At 72.2% G+C, this 23,224-nt stretch carries 25 protein-coding genes and 2 pseudogenes; 13 read left to right on the forward strand and 14 right to left on the reverse strand.

What is annotated here, in order from left to right; genetic code table 11:
• Positions 1 to 15 precede the first annotated feature (15 nt).
• Entirely contained in the window at positions 16 to 1,257 is a 1,242-nt protein-coding gene (locus P3T27_RS13050; RefSeq protein WP_280677703.1) for an MFS transporter, read from the forward strand.
• A gap of 7 nt (positions 1,258 to 1,264) precedes the next feature.
• Here P3T27_RS13050 and pgm read toward each other — a convergent pair whose 3' ends face one another.
• Complete coding sequence (pgm, locus tag P3T27_RS13055) at positions 1,265 to 2,905, reverse strand: phosphoglucomutase (alpha-D-glucose-1,6-bisphosphate-dependent) (protein WP_280677706.1); 1,641 nt, start codon at positions 2,903 to 2,905, stop codon at positions 1,265 to 1,267.
• 176 nt (positions 2,906 to 3,081) lie between these two features.
• Positions 3,082 to 3,381, reverse strand: coding sequence for a YciI family protein (locus P3T27_RS13060; protein WP_280677708.1), 300 nt, complete (start codon positions 3,379 to 3,381; stop codon positions 3,082 to 3,084).
• A gap of 264 nt (positions 3,382 to 3,645) precedes the next feature.
• On the opposite strand from P3T27_RS13060, the gene P3T27_RS13065 reads away from it, so the two are divergent.
• Together P3T27_RS13065 and P3T27_RS13070 are read left to right on the forward strand one after the other, a co-directional pair.
• Positions 3,646 to 3,984 (forward strand): hypothetical protein, encoded by a 339-nt coding sequence (locus P3T27_RS13065; protein ID WP_280677710.1) that lies wholly within the window; start codon positions 3,646 to 3,648, stop codon positions 3,982 to 3,984.
• A 63-nt stretch (positions 3,985 to 4,047) separates the two neighbouring features.
• A complete protein-coding gene (locus P3T27_RS13070) occupies positions 4,048 to 5,538 on the forward strand; it encodes an FAD-binding protein (protein WP_280677711.1) in 1,491 nt (496 codons plus the stop codon).
• Between the two features lie 72 nt (positions 5,539 to 5,610).
• On the opposite strand, the gene P3T27_RS13075 is transcribed toward P3T27_RS13070, so the two are convergent.
• Positions 5,611 to 7,107, reverse strand: coding sequence for a multicopper oxidase family protein (locus P3T27_RS13075; protein WP_280677713.1), 1,497 nt, complete (start codon positions 7,105 to 7,107; stop codon positions 5,611 to 5,613).
• 259 nt (positions 7,108 to 7,366) lie between these two features.
• Between P3T27_RS13075 and P3T27_RS13080 the strand changes: the two genes are divergently transcribed.
• The 3 genes from P3T27_RS13080 (at position 7,367) to P3T27_RS13090 (ending at position 10,199) form a co-directional block, all read left to right on the forward strand.
• Positions 7,367 to 8,749, forward strand: coding sequence for an aminotransferase class I/II-fold pyridoxal phosphate-dependent enzyme (locus P3T27_RS13080; RefSeq protein ID WP_280677715.1), 1,383 nt, complete (start codon positions 7,367 to 7,369; stop codon positions 8,747 to 8,749).
• Positions 8,750 to 8,880: 131 nt separating this feature from the next.
• Entirely contained in the window at positions 8,881 to 9,531 is a 651-nt protein-coding gene (locus tag P3T27_RS13085) for a hypothetical protein (RefSeq protein WP_280677716.1), read from the forward strand.
• Complete coding sequence (locus P3T27_RS13090) at positions 9,528 to 10,199, forward strand: DUF6875 domain-containing protein (RefSeq protein WP_280677718.1); 672 nt, start codon at positions 9,528 to 9,530, stop codon at positions 10,197 to 10,199. Before P3T27_RS13085 ends, P3T27_RS13090 begins: the two co-directional genes overlap by 4 nt.
• Before the next feature lie 268 nt (positions 10,200 to 10,467).
• On the opposite strand, the gene P3T27_RS13095 is transcribed toward P3T27_RS13090, so the two are convergent.
• Positions 10,468 to 10,896, reverse strand: coding sequence for a hypothetical protein (locus P3T27_RS13095; RefSeq protein WP_280677720.1), 429 nt, complete (start codon positions 10,894 to 10,896; stop codon positions 10,468 to 10,470).
• 282 nt (positions 10,897 to 11,178) lie between these two features.
• On the opposite strand from P3T27_RS13095, the gene P3T27_RS13100 reads away from it, so the two are divergent.
• On the forward strand, positions 11,179 to 11,631 hold the full coding sequence (locus tag P3T27_RS13100) for a cupredoxin family copper-binding protein (protein ID WP_280677722.1): 453 nt from the start codon (positions 11,179 to 11,181) through the stop codon (positions 11,629 to 11,631).
• 170 nt (positions 11,632 to 11,801) lie between these two features.
• Positions 11,802 to 11,984, forward strand: a pseudogene (locus P3T27_RS13105) (DUF397 domain-containing protein); the annotation flags it as partial.
• Between the two features lie 94 nt (positions 11,985 to 12,078).
• Here P3T27_RS13105 and P3T27_RS13110 read toward each other — a convergent pair.
• Positions 12,079 to 12,663 (reverse strand): winged helix-turn-helix domain-containing protein, encoded by a 585-nt coding sequence (locus tag P3T27_RS13110; protein ID WP_348534098.1) that lies wholly within the window; start codon positions 12,661 to 12,663, stop codon positions 12,079 to 12,081.
• Here P3T27_RS13110 and P3T27_RS13115 point away from each other — a divergent pair.
• The gene (locus P3T27_RS13115; RefSeq protein ID WP_280677726.1) at positions 12,553 to 13,104 is read left to right on the forward strand and encodes a hypothetical protein; all 552 of its coding nucleotides are present in this window, start codon (positions 12,553 to 12,555) and stop codon (positions 13,102 to 13,104) included. The genes P3T27_RS13110 and P3T27_RS13115 overlap by 111 nt on opposite strands.
• 100 nt (positions 13,105 to 13,204) lie before the next feature.
• On the opposite strand, the gene P3T27_RS13120 is transcribed toward P3T27_RS13115, so the two are convergent.
• Together P3T27_RS13120 and P3T27_RS13125 are read right to left on the reverse strand one after the other, a co-directional pair.
• Entirely contained in the window at positions 13,205 to 13,363 is a 159-nt protein-coding gene (locus P3T27_RS13120; protein WP_280677728.1) for a hypothetical protein, read from the reverse strand.
• Positions 13,364 to 13,809: 446 nt separating this feature from the next.
• A complete protein-coding gene (locus tag P3T27_RS13125) occupies positions 13,810 to 14,451 on the reverse strand; it encodes a tectonin domain-containing protein (protein ID WP_280677732.1) in 642 nt (213 codons plus the stop codon).
• A gap of 794 nt (positions 14,452 to 15,245) precedes the next feature.
• Here P3T27_RS13125 and P3T27_RS13130 point away from each other — a divergent pair.
• Entirely contained in the window at positions 15,246 to 15,878 is a 633-nt protein-coding gene (locus tag P3T27_RS13130) for a hypothetical protein (RefSeq protein ID WP_280677734.1), read from the forward strand.
• Between the two features lie 324 nt (positions 15,879 to 16,202).
• Here P3T27_RS13130 and P3T27_RS13135 read toward each other — a convergent pair whose 3' ends face one another.
• From P3T27_RS13135 to P3T27_RS13145, 3 genes are all read right to left on the reverse strand, one after another.
• Complete coding sequence (locus P3T27_RS13135) at positions 16,203 to 16,670, reverse strand: NUDIX domain-containing protein (RefSeq protein WP_280677736.1); 468 nt, start codon at positions 16,668 to 16,670, stop codon at positions 16,203 to 16,205.
• Between the two features lie 71 nt (positions 16,671 to 16,741).
• Complete coding sequence (locus P3T27_RS13140) at positions 16,742 to 16,990, reverse strand: hypothetical protein (protein WP_280677738.1); 249 nt, start codon at positions 16,988 to 16,990, stop codon at positions 16,742 to 16,744.
• Positions 16,991 to 16,992: 2 nt separating this feature from the next.
• Positions 16,993 to 17,190 carry a hypothetical protein gene (locus P3T27_RS13145; RefSeq protein ID WP_280677739.1) on the reverse strand — a complete coding sequence of 66 codons (198 nt, stop codon included), beginning with the start codon at positions 17,188 to 17,190 and terminating at the stop codon, positions 16,993 to 16,995.
• Positions 17,191 to 17,306: 116 nt separating this feature from the next.
• On the opposite strand from P3T27_RS13145, the gene P3T27_RS13150 reads away from it, so the two are divergent.
• Positions 17,307 to 18,149, forward strand: coding sequence for a helix-turn-helix transcriptional regulator (locus P3T27_RS13150; protein WP_280677741.1), 843 nt, complete (start codon positions 17,307 to 17,309; stop codon positions 18,147 to 18,149).
• Positions 18,134 to 18,340, forward strand: a complete 207-nt coding sequence (locus P3T27_RS13155; protein ID WP_280677743.1) for a DUF397 domain-containing protein — start codon at positions 18,134 to 18,136, stop codon at positions 18,338 to 18,340. Before P3T27_RS13150 ends, P3T27_RS13155 begins: the two co-directional genes overlap by 16 nt.
• 385 nt (positions 18,341 to 18,725) lie before the next feature.
• Here P3T27_RS13155 and P3T27_RS13160 read toward each other — a convergent pair whose 3' ends face one another.
• Positions 18,726 to 19,355 (reverse strand): TetR/AcrR family transcriptional regulator, encoded by a 630-nt coding sequence (locus P3T27_RS13160; RefSeq protein ID WP_280677745.1) that lies wholly within the window; start codon positions 19,353 to 19,355, stop codon positions 18,726 to 18,728.
• A gap of 63 nt (positions 19,356 to 19,418) precedes the next feature.
• Between P3T27_RS13160 and P3T27_RS13165 the strand changes: the two genes are divergently transcribed.
• Entirely contained in the window at positions 19,419 to 19,901 is a 483-nt protein-coding gene (locus tag P3T27_RS13165) for an SRPBCC family protein (protein WP_280677747.1), read from the forward strand.
• 282 nt (positions 19,902 to 20,183) lie between these two features.
• On the opposite strand, the pseudogene P3T27_RS13170 reads toward P3T27_RS13165, so the two are convergent.
• The 3 genes and pseudogenes from P3T27_RS13170 to P3T27_RS13180 form a co-directional block, all read right to left on the reverse strand.
• Positions 20,184 to 20,495 (reverse strand): annotated as a pseudogene (locus P3T27_RS13170) (IS630 family transposase); the annotation flags it as partial.
• Positions 20,496 to 20,899: 404 nt separating this feature from the next.
• Positions 20,900 to 22,165 (reverse strand): cytochrome P450, encoded by a 1,266-nt coding sequence (locus P3T27_RS13175; protein ID WP_280677749.1) that lies wholly within the window; start codon positions 22,163 to 22,165, stop codon positions 20,900 to 20,902.
• Entirely contained in the window at positions 22,155 to 23,213 is a 1,059-nt protein-coding gene (locus tag P3T27_RS13180; protein WP_280677750.1) for a cytochrome P450, read from the reverse strand. Before P3T27_RS13180 ends, P3T27_RS13175 begins: the two co-directional genes overlap by 11 nt.
• Between the last annotated feature and the right edge of the window lie 11 nt (positions 23,214 to 23,224).

Raw genomic sequence — 23,224 nt, forward strand, 5'->3', positions numbered from 1 at the left:
TCGGGGGGCTTTCCCGTGCCCGTACGCCTGCTCCTGCTCGCCCTCGGCACCTTCGCCATGGGCACCGACTCGATGGTCGTCGCCGGCATCCTCGGCCCGGTCTCCGCCGACCTGGGGGTGTCGGTGCCCGCCGCGGGCCAGCTGGTCACCGTCTTCGCGCTCGGCTACGCGCTGCTGGCCCCGGTGCTGGCCGCGCTCACCGCCCGCTGGCCGCGCCGGCGCCTGCTGCTGAGCGCGCTCGTGGTGTTCAGCGCGGCCAACGCGCTCAGCGCGCTCGCGCCGAACTACGGCCTGCTGCTGGCGAGTCGGGTGCTGGCGGCGGCCGGCGCCGCGCTGTACACGCCGACCGCCAACGCGGTGGCCACCACCCTGGTCGCCCCCGAACGGCGCGGACGGGCGCTGGCCACGGTGCTGGGCGGGATGACGGTGGCCACCGCGCTGGGCGTGCCGCTGGGCACCTGGGTGGGGCGCAGCGACTGGCGGATGACGATGTGGCTGGTCACGGCGTTGGGCGTGGCGGCGCTGGTGGGGCTGGCGCTGCTGCTGCGCGACCTGCCGCAGCCCGTCGCCGCGCCGGGGCTGCGGGCGCGGCTGGCGCCGCTGGGGCAGGGGCGGGTGCTCGGGGCGGCGGCCACCACGCTGGTGTTCTTCCTGGCCTTCCAGTGCGTCTACATCTACCTGGCCACCGCCGTCTCGGGTGCGACCGGGGGCGACGCCGACCGGCTGAGCCTGGTGCTGCTGACGACGGGGGTGATGTCGGTGGCGGGCAGCTGGCTGGGCGGGCGCCTGGTGGACCGGGTGGGGGTGCGGCGGGTGCTGCTGGCCGGTTCGACGGTGGCGGCGTGCGCGTTCGCGGCGCTGCCGTGGCTGGGACGCAGCATGCCGGGGGCGCTGGCGTACGCGGCGGTGGTGCCGCTGGCGGGGTGGGCGGTGTCGGTGGCGCTGCCGCACCGGCTGGCGTCGATCGATCCGGGCAACGCGCCGCTGCTGATCTCACTGAACAGCAGTGCGCTGTACCTGGGGACGGCGGCCGGGGGCGTGGCGGGCAGTGCGGCGATCGCGGTGCTGGGCGGGCGGTGGTTCCCGGTCGCGGCGGCGGTGCTGGCGCTGGTGGCGACGGCGGTGGCGGCGGCGACCACGCGGGAGGGGCGGGCAGGGGCCGTCCAGCCGGGGGAACACGGGGAAAACCCGGAGGGGAACACGGGGGGAAACCCGCACGCCCCGGACCGGGAGTCCCGGTCCGGGGCGTGGCGGTGAGCGCGGGTCAGGCGCCGAGGACCTCGCCCACCAGGGCGCGGGCCTCCTCCTGCACCCGGGCCAGGTGCCCGTCGCCGAGGAAGGACTCGGCGTAGATCTTGTACACGTCCTCGGTGCCCGAGGGGCGGGCCGCGAACCAGGCGTTGTCGGTGCACACCTTGATGCCGCCGATCGCCGCCCCGTTGCCGGGCGCCTTGGCCAGCACCGCGGTCACCGCCTCGCCGGCCAGCTCGCGCGCGGTGACCCGCTCCGGGGACAGCCGGGCCAGCAGCGCCTTCTGCTCGCGGTCGGCGGGGGCGTCCACGCGGGCGTAGGCGGGGGCGCCGTGGCGCCCGGTCAGCTCGCGGTAGTACGCGCTGGGGGTGGCGCCGGTGACGGCGGTGATCTCCGAGGCCAGCAGCGCCAGCAGGATGCCGTCCTTGTCGGTGGTCCACACCCCGCCGTCGCGGCGCAGGAACGAGGCGCCGGCCGACTCCTCGCCGCCGAAGGCGATCGAGCCCTCCAGCAGCCCGTCGACGAACCACTTGAAGCCCACCGGCACCTCCACCAGCTCCCGCTTCAGGTCGGCGGCGACCCGGTCCAGCATCGAGGAGGACACCAGCGTCTTGCCGACCGCGGCGTCGACGGGCCAGTCCGCGCGGTGGCGGTACAGGTAGTCGACGGCCACCGCCAGGTAGTGGTTGGGGTTCATCAGCCCGCCGTCGGGGGTGACGATGCCGTGCCGGTCGGCGTCCGCGTCGTTGCCGGTGGCGATGGCGTACTCCTCGCGGCGCCCGATCAGCGAGGCCATCGCGGCCGGCGAGGAGCAGTCCATGCGGATCTTTCCGTCCCAGTCCAGCGTCATGAACCGCCAGGTGGGGTCGGTGACCGGGTTGACGACCGTCAGGTCCAGGCGGTGCGTCTCGGCGATCCGCGCCCAGTACGCCACCGACGCCCCGCCCAGCGGGTCCGCGCCGATGCGCAGCCCCGCCGCGCGCACCGCGTCCAGGTCCAGCACCGCGGGCAGGTCCTCGACGTAGGCGCCCAGGAAGTCGTGGCGGCCGGTGGTCGCCGCGGCCAGCGCCCGCGCGTACGGCACCCGCTTGACCCCGCGCAGGCCCTCGCGGATCAGCTCGTTGGCGCGGTCCTGGATCCAGCCGGTCGCCTCCGAGCCGGCCGGGCCGCCGCTGGGCGGGTTGTACTTGAAGCCGCCGTCGCGCGGCGGGTTGTGCGAGGGCGTCACCACGATGCCGTCCGCCAGCGCCCGGGGGCTGCGCCGGTTGTGGGCCAGGATCGCGTGCGAGACCGCGGGCGTGGGCGTGTAGCCGTCCGCGGAGTCCAGCAGCACCTGCACCCCGTTGGCCGCCAGCACCTCCACCGCCGTCACCTTGGCCGGCTCCGAGAGCGCGTGCGTGTCCGCGCCCAGGAACAGCGGGCCGGCGATGCCCTGCCCGGAGCGGTACTCGCAGATCGCCTGCGTGGTCGCCGCGATGTGGTCCTCGTTGAACGCGGCGTCCAGCGAGGACCCCCGGTGCCCCGAGGTCCCGAACGCCACCCGCTGGCCGACCTCCTGCGGGTCCGGCTTCAGCGCGTAGTACGCCGTCACCAGCCGCGCCACATCCACCAGATCATCCGGCTGCGCCGGCTGCCCGGCCCGTGCGTGTGCCATCCGTCTTCTCCCGCCAACTTCCCAGACGCGTCCTTGCCCCGTGCTCACTGATCGTAGCCAGAACGCGACCGTGCCCCGTACCGGCGGGCGGAACGGGGCACGGCGAGGCCGGCGTTCGGACGGCCTGGGTCGGGCGAACGGGCTTCAGACGGCCGGGCTTCGGGCGGGACCGGCGTTCAGGCGGGCAGCTGCTGGCGGTAGGCGTCCAGGGCGGGGGCGGTGGTGGTGGCGAGGAACTCGGTCACCGTGTACGTGACCAGGCCCTCGCGGGCGAACGGGTCGGTGCGGGTCAACTCCTCGACCGCGGCACGGTCCTCGCCCAGCGCGATGATCACCCCGCCCTCGCGCGGCACCTTGCGGCCCGAGGCGAGGAAGGTGCCGGCCTCGTAGTGCCCGCGCAGCCACTCGACGTGCTGCGGCAGGACGGCGTCGATGCGCTCCAGCGGGGCGGTGTACGTCAGCTCCAGTACGAACATGCGCCCAGGCTAGCCCCGCACCGGGCGGGCCTCAGCGCCGGGGCCCTGCGGCGGGTGCCAGACCCAATCCTGCCAGCTCAGCGGCCGGTTGCGGTAGGACGCAGGGCACGCGGGTTTCGCCTTGCCCGGGGGCGGGCGCACGCCGCAGACTCGTCGGCATCCACTCCTTCGGCCACGCACCGGCCCCTGCCCAGGGCAGCCGGTGCGCGCGTCGTGCTGCCCTGGGGGCCGAAGGCGGGTGGACGGACGAAGGGGGACGTGAGGGTGACGGTGCACGGGGACCTGGTGCTGAAGGCGCGGGTGCGGCTGCTGAGCCACAACGAGAGGATCCTGGACGCCCCGGAGGGGCTGTGGGTGTACCGGGCGCTGTTCCCGGTCAGCCCGCACGTGTACGCCTACAAGCTCGCCTACGTGCTGCGGACGGCCGCCGCCTCGCCGCAGGTGGCCCACCTGCCGCAGGCACGGCGGGCGCTGCTGGAGGAGGCCCGGGCCGCCGCCGCGCACATCCCCGCCGACGCCCCGGCCCACCAGGCGCGGATGTGGGAATACACGGTGGCCGAACTGACGAGGCTGGAGCAGCGGAAGGGACGTGCGGGGCAGTAGGTGGTCGCGGGGTGGTTGCGGTACAACAATCCCTATTTGACGACTGATCGGAGAACTTCGGATATGAGCAGTTCAGGCCTGTCCCGCCGCGCACTGATCGCCGGCGCCGGCGCCGCCGTCGTCGGCTGGAACACCACCGCCCGCGCCTGGGCCGCCGAGCCGGGCGAGAACGTGGAGCACCTGCCCGCCCTGGACGGCACGGTGACCCTGCAGGGCGCCGGCCTGGAGCGGTTCTCCTCCGACTTCGGACACCTCGTCACCGCCGCGCCCCGCGCGGTGCTGCGCCCGGCCTCGGTGCGCGACGTGCAGAAGGTGGTGGCCTTCGCCCAGCGCCTCCGCATCCCGGTGGCCGTCAACGGGCAGAGCGGCGACCAGACGGTGGTCGGCGCGGACGCGCTGGAGTCGCACTCCAGCTACGGCCAGGCCAACCCCCGCGGCGGGATCGCGATCGACGCCCGTGGCCTGTCGCGGATCGTCTCCGTGGAGCCGGGACGGGCCGTGGTCGAGGCCGGCGCCACCTGGGCGCAGCTGACGGACGCGGCGCTGGCGCAGGGCTGGGCGCCGCCGTGCCTGACGGACTACCTGCACCTGTCGGTGGGCGGGACGCTGAGCGTGGGCGGGATCGGCGGGGCGGTGCAGCGCCACGGCCTGCAGGCGGACACCGTGCAGGAGCTCCAGGTGGTCACCGGTACCGGCGAGCTGGTGACGGCCTCGCCGGAGCGCAACCGGGAGCTGTTCGAGGCGGTGCTGGCCGGCGGCGGGCAGGTGGGGATCATCGTGCGGGCCACGCTCGCGCTGGTGCCGGCGCGCGAGCGCGCCACCGTGTTCACGCTGGCCTACGACGATCTGGACGTCTACCGCGCGGACCAGGAGAAGGTGATGGCCGAGGGCCGCTTCGACCTCCAGGTGGGCAACGTGGTGCGCAGCGCGGACGGTTCGCGGTGGCGCTACACGGCGGAGCTGGTGGCCTTCGGGGACGCCGGGCGTGCGGTGGACCGGGAGCGGCTGCTGGCGGGACTGCGCCCGGTGGCGGGTGAGACGTCGGTGGTGGAGCAGGGCTGGCGCGAGTACGCGTTCCGGGTGGACGCGTTCGCGGGGTACCTGCGGGCGGCCGGGTTCTGGGGGCTGCCGAAGCCGTGGCTGAGCCTGTTCCTGCCGGCCTCGACGGTGGGGGTGTTCATGCGGGAGGCGACGGAGGTGCTGACCGCGGCGGACCTGGGGGCGGGGCTGCTGCTGTTCTACCCGTACGCGCGGGCGCGGGTGAAGGCGCCGCTGGCGGTGCTGCCGCAGGAGCCGGTGGGCTGGCACTTCGACCTGCTGGCGTTCCCGGGGCCGGGGGCGGACACGGCGGCGATGCTGGAGCGCAACCGGCGCCTGTACGAGCGGGCGGTGGAGCTGGGCGGCAAGCGCTACCTGATCGGGGCGGTGCCGGGGATGACGGGCGCGGACTGGCGGCGTCACTACGGCGGCCTGTGGGAGCGGGTGGAGCGGGCCAAGCGGCGGTGGGACCCGGCGGGGATCCTGGCGCCGGGCCAGGGCATCCACGCCGCCTGACACCCCCTCGGGCCACCCGCACCCTCGGGCGGCCCGAGGCCTGGCGGGCGGGGTCAGGCGTGGCGGGCGGGGTCAGGTGATCTCCATCTGCGCCATCATGCCCATCGCGGAGTGGTCCAGCAGGTGGCAGTGGTAGGGGTAGCGGCCGCGGTAGGCGTCGAAGACGGCCTGCAGGCGCACGCTCTCCCCCGGCAGCAGGCGCACCGTGTCCTTGAGCCCGGACTCCGCCGGGGAGGGGGCGGCGCCGTTGCGCGCCAGGACCCGGAACTGCACCAGGTGCAGGTGGAAGTTGTGCGGCACGTCCTTGTTGGCGTTGACGACCGTCCAGATCTCCGAGGTGCCGAAGGCCACCTGGGCGTCCACCCGGGCCGGGTCGTAGACCTTGCCGTCGATCAGGCCCAGGGGGGCGGCGCCGGGGCTTTCCTGGTACTCCAGGACCACGGTGCGCTCGCGCACGGCCGCGGCCACGGGGGGCAGGGTGCGCAGCCGGGCGGGCACCGAGCTGGGGTCGTGGGCGGGGCGGGTGACGTCGAAGCGCAGGACCTGGCCGACGTGTTCGGCGGGGCCGGGGGGCATGGAGTTGGTCAGGGCGACGCTGGTGCCCACCGGGTAGCGGGAGAAGTCGACGACGACGTCGGCGCGTTCCCCGGGGGACAGGTCGACGGTGTCGGTGACGTGGGGGCGTTCCAGCAGGCCGCCGTCGGAGCCGATCTGGGTGAGGGGGCCGCCGTCGGCCAGGCGCAGGGAGAAGAAGCGCAGGTTGGAGGAGTTGAGCAGGCGCAGCCGGTACTTGCGGGCGGCGACGTCGACCTTGGGCCAGGGGCGGCCGTTGGCGAGGATGGTGGTGCGGTTGAAGGGGTCGTCCATCCGGTAGACGAGGTTGGCGTCCTGGTCGAAGCGGGCGTCGCGCAGGGCGATGGGCAGGTCGTACTGGCCGGCGGGCAGCGGCAGGGCGGCTTCGGTGGCGTCGGTGATCAGGTAGGTGCCGGCCAGGCCGCGGTAGACGTGCTCGGACTCCAGGTGGTGGGCGTGGTCGTGGAACCACAGGCTCGCGTGGGCCTGGTCGTTGGGGTAGGTGTAGGTGCGGGTGCGGCCGGCGGCGATCAGGTTCATCGGGCCGCCGTCGCTGTCGGCGGGGACGCGGGCGCCGTGCAGGTGGACCGAGACGGGGTCGTCCAGGAGGTTGGTCTGGCGCACCCGGACGGGGCGCCCGGAGCGGGCGCGGATGACGGGGCCGGGGAAGGACCCGTTGTAGGTGAGGACGTCGGTGCGGTGGCCGGGCAGGATCCGTGCGGAGGCGCGGAGCATGGTGATGGCGTAGGTGTCGGCGCCGCCGTCGGTGGACACCGGGGCGAGCACCGGGGGGACGGGCATGGCGGTGGTGAACTTCGGTGCCAGCGCGGGCCCGGCGTCGGGCCCGGGGTCGGCGGCGGCGGGGTCCGGGCTTCCGTGGTCGTGCCCCTCGGCCGCGGCGGCGGCGGGGGCGGCCGGGCGCAGGGTGGTGCGCATGAGCAGGACCCCTCCCCCGGTCGCCAGGGCGGCGCCGATCATCCTGCGTCTGGTCACCATCGCACGTCCTCCTGCTGCCGGCCCGGTGGGTGGGCGCCCCGGCGGGTGGTGCGGGGGCGGGTTCCGGGGGTGATTGCAGCAGCGGGTCCTTGCGCCCGGTTGGGGTCCGGCTGAGGCCTACCGGCCGGTAGGGCGGGGTGCCCGGGCGGGTCCGTGGCGGGCCGCGGGGTGAGCTGCGGGTGTTGCGGCCCGCTTGCGGGCGCCGGTCACCGTGGCTCGGGAAGCACTGGAGGATCCCTCGAAGGGAAAGGGCCACAGCGTGGACCTGCGGTACTGGCTGCCGAGGGCGGCCGAGGTGGCCGAGCGGTGGGGCGAGCGGTTCGGGCCCTTTCGCCCGCACCCCTCGCACCAGGTGGACGACGCGGACTTCGCCGTCGCGTTCGAGCGCTTCGCCAAGCGCCTGGAGCACAACTACCCGTTCTTCCATCCCCGTTACGCCGGGCAGATGGTCAAGCCCCCGCACCCGGCCGCCGTCGTGGGCTACCTGACGGCGATGCGGTTCAACCCCAACAACCACGCCTACGAGGGCGGGCCGGCCACCAACGACATGGAACGCGAGTGCGTGGCCGCACTGGCCGCCGTGTTCGGCCTGCCCCGGCACGTGGGCCACCTCACCAGCAGCGGCACCATCGCCAACCTGGAGGCGCTGTACGTGGCCCGCCAGAGCCACCCCGGGCGCGGCGTGGCCTACAGCGCGCAGGCCCACTACACGCACAGCCGGATGTGCCACGTGCTGGGCCTGCAGGGCCACGCGGTGCCCGCCGACACGGCGGGGCGCATGGACGTGGGCGCGCTGGAGGAACTGCTGGCCACGGGGCGCGTCGGCACGGTGGTCGTCACCGCCGGCACCACCGGGCTCGGCGCCGTCGACCCGGTGCACGAGGTGCTGGCGCTGGCCCGCCGCCACGGGGTGCGGGTGCACGTGGACGCCGCCTACGGCGGGTTCTTCGCGCTGCTGGCCGCCGACGACGCCCAGGCCGACGCGCTGGAGCTGGACCCGGCCCCGTGGCGGGCCATCGCCGGCTGCGACTCCGTCACCGTCGACCCGCACAAGCACGGCCTGCAGCCCTACGGCTGCGGCGCGGTGCTGTTCGCCGACCCCGCGATCGGCCGCCACTTCGCCCACGACTCCCCCTACACCTACTTCACCGACGCCGAACTGCACCTGGGCGAGATCAGCCTGGAGTGCTCGCGCGCCGGCGCCTCGGCCGCCGCCCTGTGGCTGACCCTGCAGCTGCTGCCGCTCACCGCGCAGGGCCTGGGCGCCGTCCTGGCCGGCGGGCGGCGCGCGGCGCTGGCCTGGTCCCGGCTCGTCGACGACAGCCCGCAGCTGACCCTGCACCAGCGCCCGCAGCTGGACATCGTCACCTACTTCCCCACCCCCGAGGGCCCGCTGTCGATGTCCGCCGTCGACGCCGCCAGCGAGCGCGTGCTGCGCCAGGGCATGGCCGACGAGCACGACCCGGTCTACCTGAGCCTGCTGCGCGTGGACGCCGCCGACTTCACCCGCCGCCACCCGGGCGCGGGCGCCGACGCCGACGGGGCCCGGGTGCTGCGCAGCGTCCTGATGAAGCCCGAGGCCGAGGAGTACCTGCCGCGCCTGCACACGCGGGTGGCCACGCTCGCCGCCGACCGGCCCTGAACCACCCGTACTGCCGTACTGCTGCACCGCCGCACCGCCGCACCGCTGCCCCGCCGTGTCCCGCGCCCTGTTCCGGTTCCGCCGCTGCCGCCCCTGCCGCCGTGCCCCTTGTCTGCCGAGGAGTGTGTCCGTTGACCACCGCCACCGCCCTGCCGGGCGCCGCCCTCGCGGCCCCCGCGGTCCGCCCCGCCCGACCCGGGGAGGCCCCCGCCCTCGCCCGGGTCCTCGCCGCCGCCTTCCAGGACGACCCGCTCACCCGCTGGGCCTTCCCCGACGACGCCTACCGCGCCGCCGTCCTGCCCGCCTTCTTCCGCGTCCACGTCGACCAGTGCCTGGCCCACCGGGGCGTGCTGACCACCGAGGACGCCGACGCCGCGCTGCTGTTCCTGCCCCCGGGCGTGTGGGAGGACCCCGGCCTGCACGACGACGGCGCCGCCCGCGCCCTGGACGAGGCCGTCGACGCCGCCGCCCACCCCGACAGCGCCCGCCGCCTGGCCGCCATCACCCGCCTGCAGGCCCGCCGCCACCCGCGCCACCGCCCGCACTACTACGCGGCGTTCATCGGCGCCCGCCCCGACGCCCACCGCGCCGGCACCGGCACCGCCCTCCTGCGGGCCTTCCTGGCCGCCGTCGACGCCGACGGCCAGGCCGCCTACGCCGAGACCAGTTCCCCGGGCGGCGCCCGCCTGCTCGCCGCCGCCGGCTTCACCCGCTTCGGCGACGCCCTCGCCCTGCCCGCCGGCGGCCCCATCCTGACACCCGTGTGGCGGGGTGCCCGGTGAGCGCGCACACCGTCGACGCCGCCCTGCGGGTCTACTCCGCCGACCAGATCGACGCCGGAGCGGCCGCCCACCACGCCGAGGCCGCCGAGGTCCTCGCCTGGAGCCGGCGCTTCCTCACCACCGCCCACCCCGACCTGGGGCGCAGCGGCCCCGTCTGCCCCTACACCCAGCCCTCGCTGCGCCGCGGCCTGTTCCACATCGCGGTCGCCGAGCCCGGCGCGGACGGTGATCTGCCCGCGCTGGTGGGCGAGTTGCGTGCCTGGTACGAGCGGCTGCTGGCGGGGCTGGTGGAGGAGTCGGACCGGGAGCTGCTGACCGTGCTGCTGGTGCTGCCCGGCCTCGACCGGACGGACTCCACCGTGCTGGACGAGGCGCAGCGCAAGGCCAAGGACGAGTTCGTCGAACAGGGCCTGATGATCGGCCAGTTCCACCCCGCCTGCGAGGAGCCGGGCCTGTGGAACCGCTCCTTCCGGCCGCTGCGCGCGCCGGTGCCGCTGCTGGCGGTGCGCAAGCTGCTGGTCTTCGACCTGCCCTTCCTCGTCGACGACGAGGACCATCTGGCCCACTACCTGGCCCGCTTCGCCCCCGAGGTCCCGGCCCGCATCCGCGACCAGCTGGTCTGCGGCATGACGGAGCACCGCAGGGCGGTGCGCCTGAGCGCCGCCTGACCCGCGGCCCCCTGCGCGCGGAGGAGTCCCCCACCGGGCCGGCCGGTCAAGGCCTCCTCCGCGCGCGCCCCTTTTCATCCTCCGCTTTTCGTCCTCCGCTTTTCGTCCTCCGCTTTTCGTCCTCCCCGCGATCCGGGTCCTGGTGGTCAACTGTCCCCTGCCCGCCGCGCCACGCGGAGCCGGGTGGGCAGGCCTGCGTCGCTCGCGCCACCACCGCCCGATCCTCGACCGCACGCCCGCCGGGACGTCTCGTGGGCGTCCCGGGCGGTCAGGCGCGGACTCTCCTGTGTGTGAGGAGGAGACATCCGGTGGCGAGGGCGGCGACGGCTTCGGCGACGGCGGCTGTTTGCTTGTCGGTGTACCAGACCGGTTCGTACATGTTGGGCAGCGGTCCGAGCGACCCGACGTCGACGTAGCGGTACAGCAGCAGTGCGGCGAGACCGCCGGCTGCCACGAGGAAGGCGAACGCGAGGGCCGGCCGATGGGGCCGAATCAGGAGCAGGAGCGCCGCAAGAGCCGCAAGAGCGGCTTCGATCCTGAACAGATCCCCCTGGCTCACGGACTTCACCACCGCGTCATAGCCCTCGGCAAGGTCGGCGTGGACGTAGGCGTCGACGGCGAGCGCTGCGGCCGCACACCATCTGAGCAGGGTATCGCCGTACGATCTGGCGATGTTCGGCCGACGGAACGGCATCATGTCCACCTCGCACCAGCCGGAGCAGGGGCCTCGCCTCACGTACAAGTGTGCGCCCGTAGGTGCCGGCGGGAACGGCTTGCGCCCGATCAGTCGCGCGGTCCGACCGTTTTCCCGACGGCTTGCGGCGGTCGGCGAGTCCCACGAACGAACCGGCGAGCCTGCTGACGTGCACGTCACGGACGGTCCTGAGCAGTCAACCTGCCGAGATGCCCCTCCGGCGGCACGGGGGATACGTTGGAAGAAAGGCCCTGCGTAAAGCCGGCACACATTGGGGTGAGTGTCATGACCGAGAGATCACGCAGGAATACCGAGAGCAACGACCATGTGCGCCGTCGGATCGCGAAGCCCCTGGTGGCTTCCGCCGTCGCGGCGGGACTCGGCGTGCTCGGCGCCTGGAGCCCGGCGGCCGCACAAGCGCACGGCGCCGCCGTGTCCGCGGTGTCGCAGACGGTCCTGGCGGCCGCGCCCAAGGCCCCGGCCGCCGGAGCACAGCAAGTCACCATGATGAACTTGGCGTTCTCGCCCAGCACACTGACGGTCAGCAAGGGCACCACTGTCACCTGGACCAACAACGACGCCGCGCCGCACACGGTGACCAGCAGCGGCTCCGGCCCGCTCAACTCCGGGACGCTGAACCAAGGCGCTTCGTACAGCTACACCTTCACCACGCCCGGGACATACGCCTACGTCTGCTCGATCCACCCCTTCATGCAGGGCACGGTCGTGGTGCAGTAGACCGTGGCGAAGCAGGCCAGCCGATCGGTGCGCGGCCGCGGCCCTGAACCCGGGCACCCTTCGAGCGGTGATCGCGGCGGACGCGCCGAGGGTGTCCCGTCCCGAGCCCGGCGTCACGGTCGCCTCGCTGCCCCGGGCGCGTCACGGAGCCGGCCACACCCTGGCCTTCGATGACCAGGTGGCCCGGCCCACCCCCCACTGCCCGAAGACCCACCTGGCGCAAGAGTTCGTACAGCGGCGGGCAAAACGGCTGCCTGGAGGTCGCTGACGGCTGCACCGATGTGCAGCCCGTCCGCGACTCCAAGGACCCCTCCGGCCCCGTCCTCCTCTTCCAACCCAGCATGGCTGCGGGGCTGGTCGGGACAGCCGTGGACGTGCCTCGGTGGAGCCCTGCCGCCACCACCGAGGTGTCAGCCTCGGGCGGCCAGGTGGGCCGCCCGGTGGCGTTCAGCTGTCCGCCAGGGCCGCGCCCGGCGGCGTGTGCTCGTAGCGGACGGACCGGCTGACACGGGTGCGGGTGACCAAGTCGGCATCGCGCAGCACCGCCAGACGGCTGCCGACGGTGCCCCGACTCAGGCCGAGCTGGTCGACCAGCTGCGTCGTCATCGCAGGCACGTCCAGCGCGCGCAGCACGTCCGCACGGCGCGGTACTCGGTGCCGGCCCGTCCCCGCCGCGCCGGGGGCTGGCCGGGCTGCTCGCCGGGATCGTCCCGGCGCTGGCGGTGGCCGCCCTCGCCTTGGACGCGATACGCCACGCCGCGCGGTGACACGCCACTTGGTGAGTCGGGCGGAGGAGGAGCGGTTCCCCCGCAGGGGGGAGCCGGTCCCTCCCCGCGGCGGAGGCCGCGACCGGGGGTGAGCTGGGAGGTTGGAGGCAGTCGGGAAACAGCCCGACTCCCTTCTCCCCACTGAGGATTGACCATGCGAAAGCTCACCACCGCTATCGCGCTCACCACTTCGGCCGTGGCCCTCGCGGCCGGGATGGCCGGCACCGCCGCGGCCGCGCCGGCCATCCCCGTACCGGCCCAGCACCTCGCGCTGCACAGCTGGACCCTGCTCAACGAGCACGGCCCGGGCCCCAACCCAGGCGAGCGGCTCACCGCGCGGGTCAGCGCCCGTACGGTCGACGGCCACCCCCGGGGGCACGTCGTGGTGCAGCACGTGTTCGAGAAGACCGGCACCATCCGGGCCGAGTTCGACGTCGACTGCCTGACCGTGGACGGGAACGGCGCCATCACCGTGACCGGGCCCATCTCGCAGACCGTGGTCACCCCGCTCGGGGGCGAGCCGTACCTCTTCGAGGAGGGCCAGCACCCCGAGGCCGGCCTCACCTTCTACCCGACCGACGAGCAGCACCAGCGCCGGGTCGGCTGGAACCGGACCAACCCCCAGATGCACTCCGAAGTCGTCAAGTGCGGCGCGGTTCCGGCCAGCCTCTGGGTCATCGACGGCGGGACCTTTCTGCGCCGCTAGGACACCGGGGCCGATTCCAAGGCGCCGCGTTCATGTCCGACGCCTTTGGGGCCGCCGCTAGGGCCTGTCCGACAGCGTCGCAGGCGCGCCGTGCCGAGCCTCACCGCACGGTGACGGTGGCGGCTGCGATGCTGTCGAAGGTTGGCAGACCGAGGAAGACCGGTGAGGCGCTGCGTTCCTGCCGGGCGTCGATCTTAGCGATCTTCGCCTCGGCCGCGTCCAGGCTCTCCTGGCACGCACCCAGCAGCTCGCTCAACATGCCGCCTGGGCGCTGGCGGGGGCCGGGGGCAGCGCCCCCGGGGACGCCAGCCGCCCGATGAGCCGAGCTTCCACCGCAAGGCATCACTGTTGCAATAGAACAAACGTCACGAACTGGGAAGACGGCCAGTTCATCCGCGCGAACCGTTGATAGCCGGAGGAGCCCCCGCCGGGGCTCCGCGCGGCTGGAAGCCGTTCAGGTCCGGCGGAAGGGCAGTCAACCCGTCGTCCGGCTACACGGAGCGAAGCGGGCGCGGCACCGCCGGATCGGCCGAAGGCCGATGCACCACCCACGGCGGCACTTGAGAGAACGAGACCGCGCATGACGGACGCCTGCGTCAGCTGCGGCATGCGCAGCCAGCAGCGGCGCGCGCGGCCCGACCAGGACGCGGGTGCGGGCCCCTGGCCTGTCCCGGCCAGGGGCCCGCACGGCATGCCGGAGCGGGGTCAGCTCGGCTGGTCGCCGGTGTACCGGTAGATCTCGCCGGCGCTGTTGATGTGCCACGCGGTGCCGTCGGCGCCGGCAGCGATGTCGATGGCCGTGCCGGGGATCTTGATCCACGGGTTGGTGCCGCTGGCGTCGTTGTTGGTGTACCGGTAGATGCTTCCGGAGGGATCGACGCCCCACACATTCGTCCGGGAGCCCACCGCGATGCGCTTGAGGCTGCCGGCGACGCTCTTCCACGGGTCCGGTGCCCCCTGGTCTCCGACGTACCGGAAGACCTGGTTGCCGCCGTTGACGCCCCACACGGTGCCGTCGGCGCCCGCGCCGATGTCACTCAGCGCCCCCGGGATCTTGATCCACGGATTGGCGTCGTTGTTGGTGTACCGGAAGATGGCGCCGGCAGAGTCCACCCCCCACACGTTCGTCCTGGACCCCGCGTCGATGCGGACCAGGCTGCCGGAGATTCCCAGCCACGGGTCCGGCGCCCCCTGGTCTCCGACGTACCGGTAGATCTGGTTGCCGCCGTTGACGCCCCACGTGGTGCCGTCGGCGCCCGCGCCGATGTCGCTGAGGCCCCCCGGGATGTTGATCCACGGATTGCCGTCGTAGTTGGTGTAGCGGAAGATGGCGCTTGCCGCGTTCACCCCCCACACCGTGGTCCTGGACCCCGCCGAGATGGCAGAGAGACCACCCGTGACCTTCACCCAATCAGCCATGCCGAAATCACCCTTCGTCGACCGGTGTTGGCAGCCATCATGGGAGACGAAATGGGCCGTCAGAACGGGATCCTTCGCTTCCGACCATCCAATAAGGCGAGGAATCGATGTTTCGCCTTCGGCCGCCTCTTACGAGGCGGGGCGCGGACAGCTCGGCTCGGAGTAGATCGGCTGAAAGAGCTGTCCCGCCCAGGGGTGATCGACAGAGGAGCCGGTTCATGCATCCGCCCGCGACGGCCCGAGCGGACCAGGCAGGCCGACGCGAGCGGCCGGGTCTCAGCACGAGAGCAACGGCGACACCAGCCCCGCCAGCGGCTGCCGCGCCGCTTCTTCTGGCGGTCGGAAGGGCCCTGACGACGCGCTGAGCTGCTTGTCACTTCGCCACAGCTACGCAAGCACGGGGCCTTGACTCCCGCGGGTTCGTGGAAACTGAAGGTCCTGCAGCGGGAACCCGAGTGCCTATCGGACCATTCTCGGTGATGGACCTGCGGGTTCGTGGTGAACACGCTGGGTCACTCGGAGAGCCTCGGGTATACAGACGCTGCTGACGCGACCGGCACTGGCTGATGATCAGCTGGGGGTTGGCGGTGCGGACGAAGGCTCAGCAGGGTGCACGGAACGTCGCTGGATGTTACACAGAAGCGGGTGCGAAGCCTGCATCGGGTGAGTGTTGGGGATGAGCCGTACGGGTATGGCTACCGGCAGTTCTACGTTGGGGGGATATGACCGACAACAGCGCGCTGTACGGACTGCTCGGAGCTCTAGGGGGAGCCTCAGTTGCCGGCCTCGCGGCTGTCTATGGCCCCCTGCGTCTGCATCGGCGGCAAGCGGAACAGAAGGCGAGTGAGGAGCAGGATCGCCAAAGTGAGACAGAGATCGCCCGTCTGCTGAAGATGCGAACTACGGGTCGGGCGTGGATCGATGCTCTGGAGCGGTTCGTCCAAGATTTGCAAGCACACCATCCTGTGGACGTCAACCGATTCGACGAGATCACGGCCCACGTCAGCCGGGAGGCCACCGAAGCCGGACACGCGCTGGCTCACAACGGTCTCTGGCTCGAATCGCAGGACACACCACCGCACGGCATTCCACTCGTCCTGGCACCAGACGGATCGCGACCAGACGATGCGGACGGATCCGCGTTCATCGCCCTCTCCCAGCTTCTGGGCCGCTTGCGAGAGGCGACCCGGGAAGTCCGTGCCGACGTCCTGCGACGTTCCTCGCATCGGGAGAGCCCGGTGCGAAGTGAGGTCCTGGAGGCTCTGGAGTGTGTCAAGGCTGCGCGGGCACAGCTGAATGCAGCCCTTCTCGATCAGATCGACCAGATCAACGGGGGCCACACACGCCGCCTGTAGCTGGGCTCGCTGGTCCATTCCTGCTCGTCCTCGGAGACCTCCGACTTCGAGAAACTGAAGGCAAGTGGGAACCTGCAGGTCTGATTTCCTGATAGTTAGGGGGTACTCCCTGGGGTTCGTGGTGAATCATTCTCCAGGGGACTCGCGCCTCCTCGCCATCGACCAGACCGCAGATCGGTCGCACGGGCTGAGAACGCTTCAGGAATCCTGAAGTTACGTCACACTCCGGCAGAGCACTCGAAGGAGGAAGAAGTCCCTGGCCACGGCCTCGGTCACTCAGCGGGGCTCAGGAGAACTCGCGGGATGTCGCACAGGTCGCGGTCCTCAGGTCGCTCGCTGGCCGTGGAGGAGGACGGGCAGCGTGCGGTTGGCCAACGCCTCGGTGACGCGGGCGGCTTGGGAGGGCGTCATGACGTCGGGGAGTTGGTGGACGGGGACGAAGCGGGCGCCGAGCAGGCCGCTCCTGTGCTGCGGCGGGACGGTGAGGCGGGCGTCGTCGCGGACGGCGCCGCCGTCGAAGACCAGGTTGAGGCGCTCCAGGTAGCGGTCGGCCGGGGTGAAGTCGACCGCGAGGACGTCGGTGAGACGGAGGGTGAGCCCGGTCTCAGCGTGCAGATGGCGGGCGGCCGCGAGGTGCGGGGGCTCGTTGGGGCGGGCGGCGCCGCCGGGCAGGATCAGCCCGTCCATGTAGTCCGGGTCGACCAGGAGGACGTCGCCGCGCCGGTTGCGGACGAGGACGAGGCAGCCGAGCCGGCACACCGGCGGCTTGGCGAGCAGGCGGGGGTCACGCATCGGGGGCACTTCCTGAGAGCGGCGAAGAGCACGAGGGAGAAGCGGCCAACCACAGCAGGCGGGCGAGGAGTTCAGTCGTCATGCGTCAGGCGCTCGTAGCGCAGCCCCTTGCGCAGCAGGTCGACGATGCGCAGCAGGACGGACGGGCGGGCGCAGCCGAGGCTGATCAGGTAGCAGCCGGTCCTGCGGCCGTGCTCCCAATCCACCTCGACGGACGGCAACTTCACCCCGCCCAGCGCAGGGACGGCGACGAAGTCCTCCACGACCGAGGCGACTTCGCGCCGCTGCTCGGCGGTCGCGCGGGAGAACATCGAGGACACGGTCACTCCCCCGGCCGCTTGTGGACCTCGAACGCGCGCCAGGCACTGTAGGCGTCGGAGAAGGAGACGAACCCCTTGAGCTCACCGGAGTCCTGGCGCAGCCACTCCCCCGCGCTCTCGTTCCGCACCCGGTAACACCGGCCCTCCGGGTCCCAGCGGACCCCGTAACCGTGGAGCCGGGGCACTTGGACATCGCCCATGGGAATAACCTTCCGCAATCGGTGTTTCACGTTCTGTGCACATGGTGGCCCGGCGTCGCCTAGCATCGGAAGTGGCAGACGACTTGACTCCAGTGGCACAGAGAGTTGGAGCAGCCATGGTGAACATCAAGGAAATTGACCCACAGTCATCTCTGTGGGCCCCTTTTGGCGTCCAACTCCGCAGGTCGCGCAGGGCGATGGGCCTCAAACAGGAGCAGCTCGCACGAAAGATCGGAGTCCACCCGTCCTACGTCTCGTTCGTCGAACTTGCGCAGCGACCGCCGAGTGAGATGTTTGCTACCAAGGCCGATGAGATCCTGCAGACCGGCGGGACTCTGCTGCTGATGTACTGGCAGCTCAAGCACACGGCCTTGGTTCCCGGCTTCCCCGAGTACGCCAACTACGAGGCTGGCGCGGAGAAGATCAAGCTCTTCGAGATCAACGTGATTCCCGGGCTCCTGCAGACCCGCCCATACGCGACAGCTTGGGAGCAGGGCAATCTTCGGCGAGGAACCGTCACACCGAAACAAGCCGCGGAACGAATCGAATTCCTGCTCGCCAGGCAGAACGTCCACAACCGCGCTTCGCCACCGCTTCTGCACGCGGTGATGGACGAGAGCTGCCTCAGGAGGCCCATTGGCGGCCGCGACATCATGATCGAGCAGTTGCTCCACATCGAGCAGCTCGCCGAGCAGCCCAACATCATCATCCAAGTGGCCCCGTACTCGCTGGGCGAGGACAGGCCATTCACGCGCTTGGTGCACCTCCTTACCATGCCAGGACGCAAAATGCTCGCTTACGGCGAGACCGAGCAGCGCGGCTACATCGATCGAGATGCTGAGGCGGTTGTTGCGCTGGCCGACGACTACGATCGGCTCGTGGTCGAGGCCATGAGCCAGGCCGACTCAGTAGCCATGATCCGCTCGGTACGGAGGGACTTTGAATGGATGTCGACCTGACTGGCGCCTACTGGAGGAAGAGCTCGTACAGCGGTAGCGGGGGCACATGCGTGGAGGTCGCCGACGGATTTATCGGCATGATGCCGGTCCGCGACTCCAAGGATCCGAGCGGGCCCCCCCTCCTCTTCTCCTCCGCCGCCTGGCAGTCCTTCGTCACCGCCGTCCGTACCGGCGAACTCGACGCCCGCTAGCAGCAACTCCCGGCCCAGCCGCCCCGCCCCGGGGCGGCTGGGCCATCTCACCCCCCTCCCGGTTCAGCCCGCCCACCGCGCCCGCTACGGAGCCCCTGGCGACGATGCCGGGTCGCCCGACGCAACGCCCCTGCACTCTGCGTCCGTCGCGGGGGCGGTCGTCCGCGAGGACGGGCGCGTGCCGGCGATCCTCCGGGCCGGCAACGGCGGCGTCCTCGAACTCACCGGGACCATCGCAGGAACTCAAGGTCGGCGTCGACCAGCCGGTCGGCGTCCACAAGGACATGTGTCGGCGTACTCGGTGAAGTGCTCGGGCAGGTGCGGCTGAAGGTGCCCAGTCGTCAGGCGGCGCTGGTGTCCCGTTCGATGACCACGAGGAGGTTCTTCAGCCGGTGGCCGGGGCCTTCGATGGAGAAGCCGTCCTTCCGGGAAGCGAGCTGAGCAGTGCGGTGGTGCACTCCTCGGCGAGGTCCTCGGCGTGGGCGGGCAGGGGCGTGCCGGCCCTCAGGTGGCGGCGGACCAGCGAGAGTGGCAGGTCGATCAGGGCGAGGGCGACGCATTCGGTGGCCCGGGGGCCCTCGGCGCCCAGGGCCGCGGCGAGGGAGGCGAGGGCGGCGCGCACGCGCCGGCTGCCGCGGTCCGCACGGTGGAGGTGCTCCTCGGACCAGTCGGCGCGCCCGAAGTCCTCGGCGCCGTAGAGGAGGAGAGCGGCTTCCGCCGGGTGGGCGCGGCTCCAGGAGACGACGTGGCGGGCCGCCGCGCGTCCCGCCCGCCGCGCGTCGGCGTCCGATTCGAGGGCCGTGAAGTAGCCCTCCTGGAATCGCTCGACCGTCCGCAGCCACACCTCGGCGAGCAGCGCGCTCCGTCCGGGGAAGCGGTGGTACACCGAACCGCTCGGGGCTCCCACGTCTTTGGCGACCGCGGACATGGTCACCCCGGCCGGGCCCGATGCCGCAGCCTGCCGCACGGCGGCGTCGAGGAGCTGGTCGGTGTCGAAGCGGGGTGGTCTGGCCATGGGTTGGAGAGTACTCTCCACAATATTAGAGAGCATCCTCTAGAACAGGTCCCGGGAGGACTGATGGGCGTCTACAACGTGCACGAGCGACTGCTGGCCGCGAAGGCGAGCGACGTGGGGGCGCTGATCGACGCCCTGTCGAGCAGCGGCGACACGCTGTGGCCACACCGGGAGTGGCCGCCGATGGAGTTCGACCGCCCCCTGGCGGCCGGGGCGGTCGGCGGGCACGGCCCGGTCCGCTACACCGTCGCCGCGTACGTCCCCTCCACCTGGGTGCGCTTCACCTTCAGCGGGCCACGCGGCTTCCACGGATTCCACGAATACGCCGTCCTGACCGTCGACGAGGAACACACGCTGCTGCGCCACACCCTCGCCATGGACGCCCGCGGCCCGGCCCGCCTCACCTGGCCGCTCCTGTGGCGGCCGCTCCACGACGCCTGCCTGGAGGACAGCCTCGACCGCGCCGAACTGGCTTGCACGGGCACGGTGGCGCGCCCGGCGCACTGGGGCCCGTACGTCCGGCTGCTGCGCGGCCTCGCGCACTGATCCCACGACAGCCGCCTCCTCACCACCCCCGAACACCCTGCGCGAGAAGTCGGCCCCTCCGACTTCTCGCGCAGGAGGGACCCGACACCGCCGACATCGCCCGGCCCCTCCTCCAGGTCCGACTCCCCCGGGGCGGCAACGCCCAGGAGCCGAGGCCCGGGACGCGCACCGGCCCGCCTTCCCGGCGGGCGGGGTCCGTGGTGGTGACGACCGCGCGTCGGGGCGCTCGGATGTGGGAGCCGCCGCGTGGCGGACGTGGGCCCGGGCCCAGGCGGTGTCGGCGGTCAGCCCGTTGCGCACGTAGTCGTGGGTGCGACGCTCGGGCACGCCGGGCATCATCGGAAGGACCGGCTGGGACCGGTTCAGTGCCTGGATCTGGGACTTCTCGTCGACCGAGAGCACCACCGCCCCTTCGGGCGGGTTGAAGGAGAGACCGACCACGTCGTAGACCTTCTCGACGAACAGCGGGTCGGTGGAGAGTTCGAACGTGTCGGCCACGTGAGGCTTGAGCTGGAACTTCCGCCAGATCCGCCCCACCGTGGACTTCGACAGGCCGCTACGGGCCGCCATCGAGCTCCGCGACCAGTGCGTCGCGCTCTTCGTGTTCCGGCGTCTCGACGCCGCCGGGGAGGAGGCTGTCCGCTGAACGGGGCTCTCTTAGGAACAAGTACGCGGTGAATTCTACGGCTTGGCGGCATGGCGAGGCGGGTGCTCGGGTTCTGCTGGACGAAGCGAAGGAGCGCAGGGCTCCCGCCGAGTGGTTCCCCGGGCGTCGCCGTGGTCTGCTGAGCCCGTTCGCAGTCGGCACGATCGACCAGTTCCTGTACGCCGCCACCCGTACCAAGCACGTGATGCGCTCAGCCCCTCCCCCCAGAGCCGCATCCAAAGGGATTGCGTGAGGGTCTTGGCGCCCCCACCGGCCCACTGGCTCTGTGGGGAGCGGGCCGCACGGTACCGCCGGAGCGCCCGCGCGCTCCGGCGCTACCCGCCCGCCGTCGTCAGTGCAGCAGCACCCGCAGGCTGAGCAGCCCCCGGTGCCTTGGGTTCTCCTGCCACTGCGCGGCCGCGGCCGGTTCGGCCAGGCGCAGGGCCGGGAAGCGGCGCAGCAGTTCGCTGAACGCGACCTCGGCCTGTAGCCGGCCCAGCTGTGCGCCGAGGCAATGGTGGATGCCGTGGCCGAACGCGAGGTGTCGGGTGGCGTCCGGGCGGGTGATGTCGAAGCGGTCGGGGTCGGCGAAGACGGCCGGGTCGCGGTTGGCGGCGAGCAGCGCGATCTGGACGAACTCGCCGGCCGGGATCGTGGTGCCCGCGATGGTCACCGGCTCGGTCGTGCGGCGTAGCGAGGCGATGCTGAACGGGCTCTCGTAGCGCAGGACTTCCTCGATCGCGCCGGGAAGTAGCTCCGGATTCGCACGCAGCGCCGCGAGTTGCTCGGTGTGGCCGAGCAGCGCGTGGATGCCGTTCGCGATCAGGTTGACGGTGCTCTGGTGGCCGGCGATCGCGAGCAGGAACGCCATCGAGGTGGTCTCGGCCTCGGTCAGCCGGTCGCCGTCCGCCTGGGCGGCGAGCAGTTCGGAGATCAGGTCGTCGCCCGGGTGGGTGCGCTTGTGGTCGACCAGGGCGCGCAGGTAGTCCGCCATGCCTTCGGCAGTCTCCACCGAGACCTCGCCGTCCGCCCCGCCGTCGTCCTGCGGGCCGGTATCGACCGCGTTGCCCCGGACTTGGAGGTTCTCCCGTTCGGCCTGCGGCGCGCCGAACAGCTCGAAGACCACCGCGAGTGGCAGCGGCAGCGCGAACTCGCTGATCAGCTCGGCCGAGTCGAGCCCGTCCAGCTGGTCCAGCAGTGCGCCGACGTGGCGCTCGACCATCGGCCGTAGGGTTGCCACCTGCCGCCCGGTGTAAGCCTGTTGGACTAGCTTGCGAAGTCGGGTGTGCTCCGGGGGGTCGGAGTTGAGCATATGCGTCATCAGGTCGCGGCCCGGGCCGCCCTCGGAGTTCCCGACGTGTTGGGCGAACGCCTCGGTGACGGCCTTCTTGCTCAGCCGGGGGTCGGCGAGGGCGGCCCGGCACTCGGCGTGGCCGGTGACGACCCAGCCTTCGAGTCCGGCCGCGCCGCCGAACCGGACCTTGCGGGCGCCGCCCTCGGTGCGCCAGCGGCGGTACGCGGCGTGCGGGTCGGCGTAGAACTGGCCGTCGGCGAACTCCGGGTCGGTAGCGCTGTGTTCGGTATCCCCGTGTTCGGTGCGTATGTGATCAGCGTGCATCGCGTGCCTTCAGGACGCGGACCTCGCTGACGCCGAGCAGACCGAGCAGTGGCACCTTGGCGGTCCGCTGCTCGGGGTCGACGACCAGGCCGGCTGCCCGGATCTGGTCCAGCAGCAGTTCGGCGAGCGGCATCACCATGTGCCGGCCCCAGCAGCGTTCGGAGGAGTGCCCGAACGGCAGGTAGCCGGGAGTGCTGTCCGGGTCGAGGTGGTCCCAGCGCTCCGGGCGGAACTCGTTCGGGTCCTCCCACAGCGCCGGGTCGCGATGTGAGAGCAGCGGCAGGACGAGGATGTCGTCGCCCGTGCCGATCCGCGGATCGAGCGCGGGGTACTCGGGCGAGGCGCGGCGCAGGATGTTCCACGACGGCGGCAGCAGGCGCAGTGACTCGAAGATGATGTTCCGGTTCGGCGTGCTGTCGTCGAACGGCGAGCCGAGCCAGAGCGCGTTCGCGACCAGGGTGGAGATGGTGAAGCAGACGGGTGCGGCGGCTCGGCGGTACATGCCCAGCGCGTACCGTCGGTCCTGGTAGTTGGCCGCCTTCGCGGTGAGCTTGCCGAGTTCGGTGAGGTCGTCGCCGGGCTTGGGCCTACCGGGCAGTGCGGCGCCGGCCGAGATCACCAACCAGGTGAGCAGCGGCGTCAGTTCGAGATTGCGGCTCATCAGGATCCGCAGCCGGCGCGGGTCCCGGCCGAGGATGAGGTCGCGCAGGAAGAGGTGTCCGGTGAGCGGCCACGGACCGGACAGGTCGATGTTCTGCGGCAGCGGGGCCTTCAGCGCCTCGCGCACGTCGCTGCCGATCGTCCGCGTCACCGAGGACGCCTCGGTGCGGGTGATCGAACGTCCGTGCAGCGGTTTGAATGTGGGCCGTTCGATCTCGGTGGCGCGCCGGGCGGCGAGGATCCGGTCGGTGAGCTCGGGCCCGGCGACCCCGATCGTGTCGGGTTCGAGCCGGACGGCGTCCTTGCCTAGATGGTCCCTGAGCAGGGCCTCAAGTCGGGGGGAGAGCACGGTGTTTCGCGAACGGGCGGAGGCGGGGGAGAGTGCCATGTGATGTCTCC

Source organism: Kitasatospora sp. MAA19, assembly GCF_029894125.1.
Classification (GTDB): Bacteria; Actinomycetota; Actinomycetes; order Streptomycetales; family Streptomycetaceae; genus Kitasatospora.

Coding starts and splice junctions, on each gene's coding strand:
- pgm (WP_280677706.1), bottom strand. CDS start 2,905: ATGGCACACGCACGGGCCGGGCAGCCGGCGCAGCCGGATGATCTGGTG.
- P3T27_RS13060 (WP_280677708.1), bottom strand. CDS start 3,381: ATGTTCGTACTGGAGCTGACGTACACCGCCCCGCTGGAGCGCATCGAC.
- P3T27_RS13070 (WP_280677711.1), top strand. CDS start 4,048: ATGAGCAGTTCAGGCCTGTCCCGCCGCGCACTGATCGCCGGCGCCGGC.
- P3T27_RS13075 (WP_280677713.1), bottom strand. CDS start 7,107: ATGGTGACCAGACGCAGGATGATCGGCGCCGCCCTGGCGACCGGGGGA.
- P3T27_RS13095 (WP_280677720.1), bottom strand. CDS start 10,896: ATGATGCCGTTCCGTCGGCCGAACATCGCCAGATCGTACGGCGATACC.
- P3T27_RS13100 (WP_280677722.1), top strand. CDS start 11,179: ATGACCGAGAGATCACGCAGGAATACCGAGAGCAACGACCATGTGCGC.
- P3T27_RS13115 (WP_280677726.1), top strand. CDS start 12,553: ATGCGAAAGCTCACCACCGCTATCGCGCTCACCACTTCGGCCGTGGCC.
- P3T27_RS13120 (WP_280677728.1), bottom strand. CDS start 13,363: ATGTTGAGCGAGCTGCTGGGTGCGTGCCAGGAGAGCCTGGACGCGGCC.
- P3T27_RS13130 (WP_280677734.1), top strand. CDS start 15,246: ATGACCGACAACAGCGCGCTGTACGGACTGCTCGGAGCTCTAGGGGGA.
- P3T27_RS13135 (WP_280677736.1), bottom strand. CDS start 16,670: ATGCGTGACCCCCGCCTGCTCGCCAAGCCGCCGGTGTGCCGGCTCGGC.
- P3T27_RS13145 (WP_280677739.1), bottom strand. CDS start 17,190: ATGGGCGATGTCCAAGTGCCCCGGCTCCACGGTTACGGGGTCCGCTGG.
- P3T27_RS13150 (WP_280677741.1), top strand. CDS start 17,307: ATGGTGAACATCAAGGAAATTGACCCACAGTCATCTCTGTGGGCCCCT.
- P3T27_RS13155 (WP_280677743.1), top strand. CDS start 18,134: ATGGATGTCGACCTGACTGGCGCCTACTGGAGGAAGAGCTCGTACAGC.
- P3T27_RS13160 (WP_280677745.1), bottom strand. CDS start 19,355: ATGGCCAGACCACCCCGCTTCGACACCGACCAGCTCCTCGACGCCGCC.
- P3T27_RS13165 (WP_280677747.1), top strand. CDS start 19,419: ATGGGCGTCTACAACGTGCACGAGCGACTGCTGGCCGCGAAGGCGAGC.
- P3T27_RS13175 (WP_280677749.1), bottom strand. CDS start 22,165: ATGCACGCTGATCACATACGCACCGAACACGGGGATACCGAACACAGC.
- P3T27_RS13180 (WP_280677750.1), bottom strand. CDS start 23,213: ATGGCACTCTCCCCCGCCTCCGCCCGTTCGCGAAACACCGTGCTCTCC.